Below are 12599 nucleotides of genomic sequence, written 5' to 3'. Positions count from 1 at the left end.
TGGCGTCTGCGACGCAAAGTGTTTGGCCGCTCACCCAACCCCGCTGGAGGCAAGTTCGCGAGCGCGATCCAGTTCGCGATCAGATAGGTGAAGCAGATCCAGCACTTGAGTCCGCTTGAGATATCCGGATTCTTCAGCTTCTACAAGTGAGTTTACGAAGCCCGAGCCATATTGATCGACCCGCACTCGCGGTCGGGTACGTTCGTTTCCTGGTATATACGTGCCCCCGCTACTCTTAGGTTCGGGGTCGGGTACAACCTGCGCGTACAGAGTCTCTGAAGCAAGCCCCAGGTTTTCGGCTCGAATTGCTGCGGCCTGAAGGCTGACCTTGAAATAATTCCGTATGGTGATGACTTGGTCGCGCGTACTGACGTGGCCTTTGAAGCGATCGTTGACGAATGATCTAAACGCATCGGCGGGCATTAGAATTGCTCCGGCGACACGATTGCAAAACCGCTCGGTGTTGCTTGAGTCATTGCGAGTCAGGCAAACGGAATCATCACGGAGCGCGAGATGTGCTAGTTCGTGAGCGTACGAAAAATAGCGCGCTCGGATGTGGTCTCGGGTGTTGACGGCAATTACAGACGCAGGACCGTCGTGAAGGCTGAAGCCCCGAGTCACCCCTTCGTCCATCGTTAGGTGCAGAACAACGATCCGGTTATTTTGGAGTGCACTCCGCATGGCTTTGGCTGCGCTGCTGTCAGTGGCGTTTGGACCCGAATGCTTTTCGGCGGACCAGTCAAGCCAGGCGCGAAGGCGTAACGCCACACTTTCTGGGTCTTCTTTTACCGTCGCCAACGGAACAACTGGCCAATCGGCGTCTTCTTCCTCGGCTTTGACGGCAAGCCATTTTGCAACTTTTAAGACAATCTGTGCGGCTCGCATAGCGCTAGCTGTTTCGTCGGGGATTCGGTTTGGCGCGTCTGCATGCCGCCGAAATTGCACATTCGATTGACGGGAGGACTGCGGAGGCTTCGGTAAGAAAAGCAAAGATTCGTTGCAGTCGAGAAGTTTGACTAATCGTTCAAACTGGCCTTTGTTGGGCTTCGCGTCTTCGTCAACCCAGCTCTGTATCAATTCTTGATCGAGCTTCAGACTCTCTGCCGCCTGGGCGAGGGTGAGCCCTTTGTCGGCCAATGCCCAAGCGAGCACGCTGCCTGTGATCGGCATGGGCTTGGCCATCGCGTTATCCAATCAATAGTTGCGGGCGTAGGCGGGGAAGTCGTCGGGGTGTTTCGGGTTTTCTTAGACAGTACGAGGCTTGGGTGACAAGGGTGAGGGCCCATGGCTGCACCAGGCGCCACCTGCGACTATGCAGCAAATCGAACAAACGTTCCCGCCGAACAAAATCCGAACAAGACGGGTCTGGTTATAAATCTAGCGGAGCTAGATACCGCTCTGACTTGGCATTTCTTGGAGCCGATGACGGGAATCGAACCCGCGTATTCAGCTTGGGAAGCTGATGTTCTGCCATTGAACTACATCGGCGGTGGACACAGACGTTAGCACTGCCGACCTCCAACCGGGAGAACCGCGTCCCCCAACGTCGTCACCCACCTGCAGGCGTTCGGAACAACCACCCTCGCGCGAAGCGGGCAGCAAATGACGTACACCGATGACCGGCTCACACCAGGCGGTTGCGCGGCCTGAATATGAAGCGTCGATCGAAGTCTGAAATCCGCTGCTCATTGCGCTCTACCGCACGCCGATCCGCGCGTACTGTGACGACATCGGGCCACGGCGAACGGAACCCCCCAGATGGCAGTAGCAGCGCGCGTTGGGTGGATCGGGGCGTTGGCCGTGGCCGGCGGCATCGGTGCCGCACTGCTGGCCCACCCCGCGACCAGCTCTGCAGAGCCGTCGAGCGCCAACTCGTCTAGCAAATCGTCAGCCGCCCAAGCGGACGCACCCAAGCCGCACCAGGGCGCCAAGAGTGCGCGCAAGGCGACAGGTACCAGTGCCCGCATCGCCGGGCGCGGGAATTCGATCGCACCGAGGATCCGTCCATCGGTAGTTGTTCGGACAAGATCGGTATCCACCGCCCCTGCGGTCGCTGCGGCCGGTCCGCTGCGCTCGGCGGGGGACGCCGTGCGCGACTGGTTTCAGCGGACCTTCGAGGCCGCAACGCCGACATTTCCGGCTCAGACCCGCTCCGAGGCACTCGATCCCGGCGAGACGAGCACCCCGTTCACCCTGGGTGGCCTCGACGCCGACAACCGGCATCTGGTCTACGGCATCCGCGGCAAGGACGCCGGGACCGGCACGGCTGGCGGCACTCTGCGCATCTCCGGCGCCAACGCCACCTACACCCCACCGGGCAGCTGGGACGGCGGCGCTCCCTATACCGACACCTTCCAGGTCACCACCTCGGATTTCTGGAGCGGTCCGCACATCCACGGCCTGTCCGGCCTGGTGAACCTGTTGACGTTCGGCTTGCTCGGTTCCAGCGGCCACACCGCCACGGGCACGCTCACGGTCGCAGTTGAGCCGCACGAAGCGGCGACATTCCCGGTCGACTTCGTCAACAACTCGTCGTATGAGAGCAACCAGCTCTACGTCTTCGCGATCGGCCAGACCTCCAAGAACCAGTGGGCCTGGGTCGACCGGAACGGCACAGCGCACCCGATCAATCATGACGATGCCAACACCCCAGGACATCTGGTCAAGGACGGCGTCAACTACGCCAACATGTCGTACACGCTCGACGACGCCGGGAACCTGAGGGTTCCTCCCGAACTGCAGGGCGCCAGGATCTATGTCTCGGTGGGCCAACCGCTCTACATCGCCATCAGTGCAGACAACACCGGCTGGACGGTGCCCGACCCGGTCGGCATGGGCGACCCCAACTACGACACCGTCTACGACTGGTACGAGCTCAGCTACCAATACGGCGCTGTGCCCTTCGGCGGCAACACCACTCAGGTCGACCAGTTCGGGCTGCCATTGAGCTTCACCGTGGTGCAGGATTCCAGCGGCTTCTCGGCCACTCGCGGCACGGCCGTCACCCGGAACCAGGTGTTTACCACCTACCAGAATTCGGTCCCTACCGAATTCCAGCAACTCGTCATCAACGACGGTCAGGGCAATCCGCTGCGCATCGCGTCGCCGCGCTCGACGCAACCCGGGGGACTGGCCAGCTATCTCGACGACCCGATCGACGCCTTCTGGACGAAGTACCGGACGCAGACATTCACGTTCACCTCTCCCGGCACCTACACGGTGACCGGGCAGGTCGATGCGAACGACCAGTTCGCCTACACGGTCACCGCGCTGAACCCCGCCGGTGTCTCCGGCAGCTATGTCATGGACAAGCCAACGACCGCAGAGGTTTTCGCCGGCGACGGACCGTTTGTCGGCACCCACGAACAGGGGGCGTTCCTCGCGCAACTCGATGCCGCGTTCAACCGTGGGGTGGCCGTCTCGCCGGACCAGTGGGGCAACGTCGCCGCCTACTATCCAGCCGGCACCAAACACAACTCCTATGCACAGGTCTTTCACGAACTCGGGTTGGACGGAAAGAACTACGGCTTCCCCTACGACGACGTGAACAACCAGAGTTCGGTCCTGATCCTCAACAATTCGCAGCCACCGGACACGCTCACCATCACGATCAACTGACGCGGCTATACGCTCGTCGCGTGCTGCTCTCCGATCGTGATATCCGCGCCGCAATCGCCGACGGCCGACTGGGCATCGATCCCTTCGACGACGCCCTGGTGCAGCCGTCGAGCGTGGACGTTCGGCTGGACAACCTGTTCCGGGTGTTCAACAACACCCGCTACACCCATATCGACCCCGCCAAGCAGCAGGACGAGCTGACCAGCCTGGTCCAGCCCGACGAGGGCGAGCCGTTCGTGCTGCATCCCGGCGAGTTCGTCCTCGGGTCCACCTTGGAGTGCTGCAGCCTGCCCGACGACCTTGCCGGCCGCCTGGAAGGCAAGTCCTCGCTGGGCCGCCTGGGCCTGCTGACGCACTCCACCGCCGGCTTCATCGACCCGGGCTTCTCCGGCCACATCACCCTGGAACTGTCGAACGTCGCCAACCTGCCGATCACGCTGTGGCCGGGTATGAAGATCGGCCAGCTGTGCCTGCTGCGCCTGACCAGCCCGGCCGAACACCCGTACGGCAGCGCCAGCGTCGGCTCCAAATACCAGGGCCAGCGCGGCCCTACGCCGTCGCGCTCATATCAGAACTTCATCCAGTCCAAGCCGGGCGGGTAACCTCGGAACTCCAGGGTCAGGCGCGAGTCACCAGCTAACCCGTTCGGCTGTAACAGAGCTGCCACCTGCGGCGATGCTTTTAATAGTCGAGCGGCTCCCGCAGGGTGGAGCGCGTCAGCGGGTCGGGGTGAGCCAGCAAACAACCTTGGAGGCGTAGTGGACATCGTACTTGGTGTGTCGATGACACCAACGACGGTGCGCATGGTGCTGGTCGAAGGGGAGAAGGCCGACGGCGTGACCGTCGACCACGACACCTTCGACATCGCCACCGGCGAAGGCACGGCAACCGCAGCCGAGCAAGTGGTCGCCGCCATCCTCGGTACTCGGGAGAGCGCTGTCGAGGGCGGTCACCGACTGGTGTCGACAGGTGTCACGTGGACCGACCATGGCGCCGCGGCCGAGCTGCGTGACGCGCTGTCCGCCCGCAAGATCGACGACGTCGCCCTGATCTCCGAACTACACGCCGCCGGCGCGCTGGCCCAGACCGTCGGAAACGCCGTGGGCTACGAGCGCACCGCGCTGCTGTTCCTCGAGCGCGACACCGCAACCCTCTCAGTGGTCGAAACGGCCTCCGGAGCCGTCGTCAAGGTCCAGACCGAAAGCCTGCACGCCCAGGACGCCGTGGCCGAACTGCAGCACATGGTCGCCGGCCTGGAAACCGTCGAGCAGCCGCCGCAGGGCCTGTTCGTGCTCGGTTCCGGCGTCGACGTCGCCGCTATGAAGGCGCAACTGGCGCTGGGCACCACCCTGCCCGTGCACGCCCCCGACGACGCCGAGCTGGCCCTGGCCCGCGGCGCCGGTCTGGCCTCGGCGAATGCTCCCCGCTACGAAGCCTCGACGGTCGGCCTGGCCTACGCCGGGGATCGCGACGGCACCACCGCCGGTGCGGTGTACCCGGCCGGTGCCGACACCGAAATGGCCGCCGCCGGCACCCAGATGGCCGCCGCCGGGTACATGGCGCCGCTGGGCTACAGCGAGGTGCCCGACGACCCTGACTTCGACTCCTCCCTGGCCTACGACCCGTCACTGGCCTACGACGACGTGCCCGCCGAGCTCGACTTCAGCCGCGACTCCGAGCGCAAGCCGTTCCTGCTGGTCGGCAGCGCCCTGACGTCGATCTTCGTGGTCGGCGTGGTGGCCTTGGTGCTCTCACTCGCGGTCAGCATCCGACCGACCGTGGACCAACGGCCAAGCCCCGGCCAGAGCGCCATCGTGCCGAGCAAGCAGGCGCCTGCCTCCGCCGCCCCGGAAGCGGCCGCGCCACCGCCGCCGTCGACCCCGTCGGTGCCCGACACCATCCAGGAGCCGATGCCGGTCGTCCAGCAGGCCCCGCGCACCGTCTACGTCACCCCCGCGCCGCGGGCCCCCGCGTCGGTGGCACCGGCGCCCGCCGCTCCTGCTCCCGCGCCGGCACCCGAGGCTCCCGCGCCCGCCCCCGCCGCACCGGCACCGGCTCCGGTCGCGCCGGTGATCCCTGCCCCGGTGCTCACGCCTCCGGTGATCGTGGTGCCCCGCCAGCTGCTTCCGCCGTTCCTGCGGCCGCCGCGGCATCAGGAGCCGGAATATCCGTCGTATCCCTCGTCGCCGAACTACCCGTCGTATCCGTCGTCCCCGTCGTATCCGTCGTCCCCGTCGTATCCGTCGTCCCCGAACTATCCGTCCGAGCCTTCACAGCCTTCGCAGCCGTCCGAGCCTTCACAGCCTTCGCAGCCGTCGGTGCCGTCGGTGACTGAGGCCCCGAGCGCGCCTGCTCCCGCCAGCGGGTCGGGTGGCTATGGATCGGGTGGCTACGGTTCCGGTGGCTACGGGTCCGGTGGCGAGGGGTCGGGCGGTTACGGGTCCGATGGTGGTGGTGATTACGGTTCCGGTGGATCGAGTTCGGGCTCGGGTGGCTCGAGCTCCGGCGGCACCGGCAGTTCGCGCGGCTCCGGTGGCGGTTCCCAGAGCCCGCTGTGGCCGTGGCCCAGTTTCGGCCACTGACGTCTGAGTTCACCAAGCGTTAGCCTCGCGCTCAGTGTCGCGACGCGGTTAGCTCATAGCGGCTGCCTATAGAGGGCAGTATGCGATGCACCGTGTTCGGCACTGGCTACCTCGGCGCCACCCATGCCGCCGGAATGGCCGAATTGGGTCACGAGGTCGTGGGGGTGGATATCGACCCCGGCAAGATCGCCAAGCTGTCCGCCGGTGACATCCCGTTCTACGAACCCGGGCTGGCAAAGGTGTTGCGCGACAACCTCGCTGCCGGCAGGCTGCGCTTCACCACCGACTACGACGTGGCCGCCGACTTCGCCGACGTGCACTTCCTCGGGGTCGGTACTCCGCAGAAGAAGGGCGAGTACGGCGCCGACCTGCGTCATGTCAACGCGGTGATCGACGAGCTGGTGCCGCGGCTCACCCGGTCCGCGGTGATCGTCGGCAAGTCGACGGTCCCGGTGGGAACCGCCGCCGCGCTCGCCGGCCGCGCCCGCAGCCTGGCCGGTCACGGGGTCGACGTCGAGATCGCCTGGAACCCCGAGTTCCTGCGGGAGGGCTTCGCCGTCCAGGACACCCTGCATCCCGACCGCATCGTGGTTGGCGTGCAACCGGATTCGACGAGAGCCGAGGCGGTGCTGCGCGAGCTCTACGCGCCACTGCTAGGTGAGGGCATCCCGTTCCTGGTCACCGACCTGCAGACCGCGGAGCTGGTCAAGGTGTCGGCGAACGCCTTTCTTGCCACCAAGATCTCGTTCATCAACGCCATCTCCGAGGTGTGCGAGGCCGCCGGCGCCGATGTGCGAGTACTGGCCGACGCGCTGGGCTACGACCCGCGTATCGGGCGGCGATTCCTCAACGCCGGCTTGGGTTTCGGTGGTGGCTGCCTGCCCAAGGACATCCGAGCTTTCATGGCGCGTGCGGGCGAGCTCGGCGCCAACCACGCATTGACCTTCCTGCGCGAGGTGGACAGCATCAACATGCGCCGGCGGACCCGAATGGTCGAGCTGGCCACCACGGCCTGCGGAGGCTCACTGCTGGGCGCCAACATCGCCGTGCTCGGCGCCGCCTTCAAACCCGAATCCGACGACGTGCGGGACTCGCCCGCCCTCAACGTCGCCGGCATGCTCCAGCTCAACGGTGCCACCGTCAACGTCTACGACCCCAAGGCAATGGACAACTCGCAGCGGCTGTTCCCGACACTGAACTACTCGACGTCGGCCGAGGACGCCTGCGAGCGCGCCGACGCGGTGCTGGTACTCACCGAATGGCAGGAGTTCGTCGACCTCGACCCCCACCAACTGGCACAGACGGTGCGGGCCAGAGTCATTGTCGACGGCCGCAATTGCCTTGACGCGCAGCGGTGGGTGGACGCGGGATGGCAGGTTTACGCATTGGGCCGCGCGTCGGTGACGTAGGTTTTCCTCCGTGGACTACGCAACCGCCCTCGTCGCCGAGAATGCCGCCCTCGGCGACCTTCTGCGCGACGCCGATCTGTCGATCCCGGTGCCGACCTGCCCGGAGTGGACCCTCGGACAGCTGATGCGCCACGTCGGGCGAGGGGACCGGTGGTGCGCCGAGATCGTCGCCGAACAGTCCATGGACGCTATCGACCCGCGCACCGTTGCCGGCGGCAAGCCGCCCGCCGGACGTGACAACGAGATCGACTGGCTACACGGTGGTGTGCACCAGCTTCTCGATGCCGTCGGTAAGACCGGTGCCGACACCCGGGTGTGGACATTCCTGGGCCCTCGACCGGCGTCCTGGTGGATCAGGCGGCGGTTGCACGAAGCCGTCGTGCACCGGGCGGACGCCGCCCTAGCCCTCGGTATCGACTTCGAGGTCGACCCGGCCGTGGCCGCCGACGCCATTACCGAGTGGTTGGAGCGTGTCGTCGTCCAGGCCGACGAGGAGGGACCCGCAGGTGGTGACCGGCCGGTCGGCGACGGTCAATCGGTGCATCTGCACGCCACCGACCCCGGACTCGGGGAGGCCGGCGAGTGGACGATCCTCGGCCGCCTGGACGGCATTGCGCTGGACCACGAACACGGAAAGGCCACCGTGGCGCTGCGCGGACCGGCCCGCAGCCTGCTGCTCGTCGTCGTGCGGCGCCGCACCGCCGCCGAGGAAGGGCTGGAGATCTTCGGTGACCCGGAGGTCTGGGAGACCTGGCTGGCACGCACGCCGTTCTAGAGCGGGTAATTTGGGCGTTCATGAGTACTTCGGAGATCGCCACCGTTCTCGCCTGGCATGACGCGCTGAACACCTCGGACATCGACACCCTGGTTTCGCTGTCCAGCGACGACATCGAGATCGGAGACAGCGACGGCGCTGCCCAGGGCCACGCCGCGCTGCGGGAATGGGCCCTGCGCCTGCCCGCCACGATCGAGGTGGGCGAGATCTACTACCACGACGGTGTCGTCGTGGTCGAAGAGAACATGACGTCGAAGACCGATCCCGCCGACACCCGCGTCGCGGCTTCGGCGTTTCGCGTGGTGCACGACCACGTCACTTCCGCGTTCCGCCACGACGATCTGGCCACCGCGCTGGCAGCCACCGAGATGTCCGACGAAGACCTGCAAGCCTGATCGACATGCGGGGGAGTGGCCTGGCGGATGGGCTTCATCGACGAGATACTCGCCCGCCGCGCCGCCCAGCTGATCAAGTCAGGCTATGGCGGCTACCTGATGGGGCTGGTGGACCGTCGCCAGTAGCGGGTGTGGCGAGCACCGCGGCGATCGCGGTGGTCAAGGGCACCGACAGGGCCAGTGCGATACCGCCTACGGCGGAGCGTGCGATCTCGATGGCAACGCTCTCGCTGGTCAGCACATCGCCCAGCGAGCGGTTGGCCACGCTGAACAACAACAGCAGCGGCAGCGAACTGCCGGCATACGCCAGCACCAGCGTGTAGACGGTGCTGGCGATGTGATCGCTGCCGATTCGCATGGCACGCAAGAAGATCTGCCGACGCGTCCCATGCGCGACGTGCGCCAGTTCGAAGACCGCCGAGGCCTGGGTGATCGTCACGTCGTTGAGCACACCCAGCGATCCGATGATGAACCCCGCCAGCAGTAGACCCTGGATGGACACATGTCCCAGATACGCGGCCACCTCGTTGTTCTGATCCTCCGAGAGCCCGGTCAGGTGTGCGAGTTCGATTGCGCCCCAAGACAAGAATCCGGCCAGCAGCATGGAGGTGAGGGTGCCGAGCAGGGCGGCGCTGGTGCGCAGGCTGACGCCATGGGCGAGATAGATGACCGCGTACAGGATCGCCGCGGAGGCGACCAGCGCGACGGGAACCGCCGGGGCGCCGTCTCGCAGTGCGGGCAGCAGGAATATCACCAGCACTCCGAATGCGACGACGATGCCGATCAGTGCCCGCAGGCCGCGCCAGCGAGCGACCGCCACGATAACGATGGCGAACAACGCCGCCATGGCGATCAACGGCCAGGTGCGTTCGTAGTCGTAGAACGCGTAACTGGTAGCGCCCTGCCGGTCGACCTGCCGGGAAACACGAATGCTGTCGCCCGCCAACAGGTTTGGCTGGCCCGGACCCTGGCTGAACTCCAGCATGGTGGTGGCGCCTCGGTTGGGCCCGGTGTCGATGGCCACCACCGACTGCACACAGGTGCCGCTGCCGGACACGCCGGGGGCAGGGGCTGCGGTGAGAACTTGGCCTGCCGACGGACTTCCGCAGTCAGCCAGAGTGCTGGATCGCACGTGGCCGGCCTCGGTGGTGACCGCGCCGCCCGCTCCGTTCTGGAACGGCAGGGGAATGTCGGCCTTGGCGCCGTTCGGCCACAACAGGACCGCTCCGATGACCACCGCGAGGCCGATGACGGCCAACGCGACGACGACCACTCGGGCGGCCAGCGGGCCAAGCGGGGCCGGCCCGGAGTGCGAATGGGAGTGCGTCACCCCGACAGGGTAGAGGCGCCGCCCTGGGCTCTTACTGGCGGTAGCTGGCCAGGAAGTTGCCCAGCCGCTCGATCGCGTTGGCCAGGTCCCGTGCCCACGGCAGCGTCACGATCCGCAGGTGGTCGGGGGCCGGCCAGTTGAAGCCCGTGCCCTGGGTGACCAGGATCTTCTCCTGCAACAGCAGATCGAGTACCAGCTGCTCGTCGTCGTGGATGTCGTGCACCTCGGGGTCCAGGCGCGGGAAGGCGTACAGCGCACCGGTGGGCTTCACACAGGAGACACCAGGGATCTCGTTGAGCCTGTTCCACGCGACGTCGCGCTGCTCGAGCAGACGCCCGCCCGGCAGTACCAGGTCCTCGATGCTCTGGTGTCCACCCAACGCCACCTGAATCGCGTGCTGGGCGGGCACATTCGGGCACAGGCGCATGTTGGCCAGGAGGCTGATGCCCTCGATGAAGCTGGAGGCGTGCTCTTTGGGGCCGGTGATCACCAGCCAGCCCGAGCGGTAGCCGGCCACTCGGTAGGCCTTGGACAGTCCGTTGAACGTCAGCGTCAGCAGATCCGGCGCCAGCGAGGCCAAGCTGATGTGCTTGGCGTCGTCGTAGAGGATCTTGTCGTAGATCTCATCGGCAAGCAGCAGCAGCTGGTGCTTGCGCGCCAACTCGACCATCTGCTGCAGGATCTCGCGGCTGTAGACCGCCCCGGTCGGGTTGTTCGGGTTGATCACGACCAGCGCCTTGGTGCGGTCGGTGATCTTAGATTCAAGGTCGGCGATGTCGGGCATCCAGCCCTGCGTCTCGTCGCACAGGTAGTGCACCGGGGTGCCGCCGGCCAGCGCCGTCGACGCCGTCCACAGCGGGTAGTCCGGCGCCGGGATGAGCACCTGGTCGCCATTGTCGAGTAGCGCCTGCAACGTCATCGTGATGAGTTCGGATACGCCGTTGCCGAGGTAGACGTCGTCGATGTCGAACCGGGGGAAGCCCTCGACCAGCTCGTAGCGGGTGAACACCGCCCGTCGGGCACTGACGATGCCCTTGGAGTCGGAGTAACCCTGCGCATTGGGCAGGGCGGCGATCATGTCGCGCATGATGACGTCGGGCGCCTCGAAGCCGAATGGCGCCGGGTTGCCGATGTTGAGCTTGAGGATGCGGTGACCCTCGTTCTCCAGGCGGGTGGCGTGCTCGTGGATCGGCCCACGGATCTCGTAGAGAACGTCCTGCAGCTTGGTCGACTGCGTGAACGTACGTTGCCGCGGGTGCTGGCTCGTGCCGTGCCACGGCAGCTGGTGAGTGCTCACGACACGATTCTCCCACCCCGGTGCAAATCCATTTCGCTTCCTAACCACTGACACGAATCGTGCTTGAGCTGCAACCTCCCGGGTTCCTGTCACAAACGCTGTTAATTTGCTGCAAAGACTTGGAGGGGCGCCGAATGAAGCGAATGTTGACCAGCATCCTGGCTACAGCGGCTGTGGTGGCTGGGGGTGCGGCCGTGGCAGCGTTGGTCGCGCCGGCCGCGGCCAATGCCGACCCGTCGCCCATCAATGGCACGTTCGCCGTGATCGGCGGTGACGACGGGGCCATGGTGACCGCGGCATCGAACTGCCCCGTCCTCGTCGATGGCTGCACGGCCAACCTGGTCAGCACGGTCGGGTGGACCAGCGTCGCCACCCTGTCCAACGGTCGCTGGAACTTCACGGTGACGAAGCCGGACGGCGTCGTGTGCGACGACGGCAGCTACGCCCCGGTCCGGATCGCCTATGCGATCGACGCGGCGACATTGACCGGGACGGTCACCGCCGACTCCAACGGTGACTGCCCGGGCGGGCAGATCACTCAGGCGCCGCTGCAACTCAAAAGGGTCAGCTGACCCGTTGGTTTCCCGGCGGTCTTACTTGTCGTAGGACCGGGGTACCGTTTCGAACATGCGTTCGATTCGACGTGATGTTGGACGATCTCGACACCGTCCTCGGGGAGATCGGCGCGGTCGATGTCGAGGCGTTGGCGGCGCCGGAACGGTTCGCGGTGCTGGAGCGGTTGGAGACCGCACGGCGACGACAGGCCGCGGTCGCCTTGTCCTGGGTGGGCACGCTCGAGCAGTTCCAGGGGTGTCCGCCGGTGGGCATTGCGGTGGCGGATGTGTTGCGGATCAGCCCGCGCGAGGCCAAACGCCGGATCCGTGATGCCGAGCAGCTGGCCCCCCGGCGGACCTTGACCGGGGAGCCGGTGGCGCCGTTGTTGCCGCAGACCTCGAAGGCCTGGCATGACGGGCAGTTGGATGGCGAGCATCTGCGAGTGATCCAGCAGTTCTTCCGCGACCTGCCCGACCATGTCCCGCTCGCGGAGCGGGACAAGGCCGAACGGTCGCTAGCCGAGCATGCGGTGAGTCTGCGGCCGGATCAGTTGGCCACGGTCGCCCACCAACTGTCGCTGCTGCTCAACCCCGACGGGAAGTTCTCTGAGGAGGACCGGGCCCGCAAACGCGGGTTCG

11 protein-coding genes, 1 tRNA gene and 1 pseudogene are annotated in these 12599 nt (G+C 65.9%); 9 read left to right on the top strand and 4 right to left on the bottom strand.

The window, feature by feature from the left end; all coding sequences use genetic code 11:
- Nucleotides 1-30 precede the first annotated feature (30 nt).
- Nucleotides 31-1182, bottom strand: coding sequence for an ImmA/IrrE family metallo-endopeptidase (locus tag ACXDF8_RS23970; protein WP_457225764.1), 1152 nt, complete (start codon nucleotides 1180-1182; stop codon nucleotides 31-33).
- A gap of 232 nt (nucleotides 1183-1414) precedes the next feature.
- Nucleotides 1415-1488, bottom strand: a tRNA-Gly gene (locus ACXDF8_RS23965).
- Nucleotides 1489-1758: 270 nt separating this feature from the next.
- Between ACXDF8_RS23965 and ACXDF8_RS23960 the strand changes: the two genes are divergently transcribed.
- The 7 genes and pseudogenes from ACXDF8_RS23960 to ACXDF8_RS23930 form a co-directional block, all read left to right on the top strand.
- Nucleotides 1759-3618, top strand: a complete 1860-nt coding sequence (locus tag ACXDF8_RS23960; RefSeq protein WP_457225763.1) for a glycoside hydrolase family 64 protein — start codon at nucleotides 1759-1761, stop codon at nucleotides 3616-3618.
- A 20-nt stretch (nucleotides 3619-3638) separates the two neighbouring features.
- Nucleotides 3639-4220 carry a dCTP deaminase gene (dcd, locus tag ACXDF8_RS23955; protein WP_457225762.1) on the top strand — a complete coding sequence of 194 codons (582 nt, stop codon included), beginning with the start codon at nucleotides 3639-3641 and terminating at the stop codon, nucleotides 4218-4220.
- A gap of 156 nt (nucleotides 4221-4376) precedes the next feature.
- Nucleotides 4377-6200 carry a DUF7159 family protein gene (locus ACXDF8_RS23950; protein WP_457225761.1) on the top strand — a complete coding sequence of 608 codons (1824 nt, stop codon included), beginning with the start codon at nucleotides 4377-4379 and terminating at the stop codon, nucleotides 6198-6200.
- Between the two features lie 80 nt (nucleotides 6201-6280).
- Nucleotides 6281-7609 carry a UDP-glucose dehydrogenase family protein gene (locus tag ACXDF8_RS23945; RefSeq protein ID WP_457225760.1) on the top strand — a complete coding sequence of 443 codons (1329 nt, stop codon included), beginning with the start codon at nucleotides 6281-6283 and terminating at the stop codon, nucleotides 7607-7609.
- Between the two features lie 10 nt (nucleotides 7610-7619).
- The gene (locus ACXDF8_RS23940; protein ID WP_457225759.1) at nucleotides 7620-8384 is read left to right on the top strand and encodes a maleylpyruvate isomerase N-terminal domain-containing protein; all 765 of its coding nucleotides are present in this window, start codon (nucleotides 7620-7622) and stop codon (nucleotides 8382-8384) included.
- Between the two features lie 20 nt (nucleotides 8385-8404).
- Nucleotides 8405-8779, top strand: coding sequence for a nuclear transport factor 2 family protein (locus ACXDF8_RS23935; RefSeq protein WP_457225758.1), 375 nt, complete (start codon nucleotides 8405-8407; stop codon nucleotides 8777-8779).
- Between the two features lie 15 nt (nucleotides 8780-8794).
- A pseudogene (locus ACXDF8_RS23930) lies at nucleotides 8795-8905 on the top strand (glucose-1-phosphate thymidylyltransferase); the annotation flags it as partial.
- Here the strand turns inward: ACXDF8_RS23930 and ACXDF8_RS23925 are convergent.
- Both ACXDF8_RS23925 and ACXDF8_RS23920 read right to left on the bottom strand, forming a co-directional pair.
- Complete coding sequence (locus ACXDF8_RS23925) at nucleotides 8853-10109, bottom strand: YibE/F family protein (protein ID WP_457225757.1); 1257 nt, start codon at nucleotides 10107-10109, stop codon at nucleotides 8853-8855. The pseudogene ACXDF8_RS23930 and the gene ACXDF8_RS23925 sit on opposite strands and share 53 nt — an antisense overlap.
- A gap of 31 nt (nucleotides 10110-10140) precedes the next feature.
- The gene (locus ACXDF8_RS23920; protein ID WP_457225756.1) at nucleotides 10141-11406 is read right to left on the bottom strand and encodes a pyridoxal phosphate-dependent aminotransferase; all 1266 of its coding nucleotides are present in this window, start codon (nucleotides 11404-11406) and stop codon (nucleotides 10141-10143) included.
- A gap of 134 nt (nucleotides 11407-11540) precedes the next feature.
- Here ACXDF8_RS23920 and ACXDF8_RS23915 point away from each other — a divergent pair, with 134 nt between their 5' ends.
- Together ACXDF8_RS23915 and ACXDF8_RS23910 are read left to right on the top strand one after the other, a co-directional pair.
- On the top strand, nucleotides 11541-11978 hold the full coding sequence (locus ACXDF8_RS23915; RefSeq protein ID WP_457225755.1) for a hypothetical protein: 438 nt from the start codon (nucleotides 11541-11543) through the stop codon (nucleotides 11976-11978).
- Between the two features lie 74 nt (nucleotides 11979-12052).
- The coding region (locus ACXDF8_RS23910; RefSeq protein ID WP_457225754.1) for a DUF222 domain-containing protein at nucleotides 12053-12599 on the top strand (547 nt) is incomplete at its 3' end.

The organism is Mycolicibacterium sp. CBM1, assembly GCF_054073305.1.
This window is presented reverse-complemented; position numbering and strand designations above follow the sequence as displayed.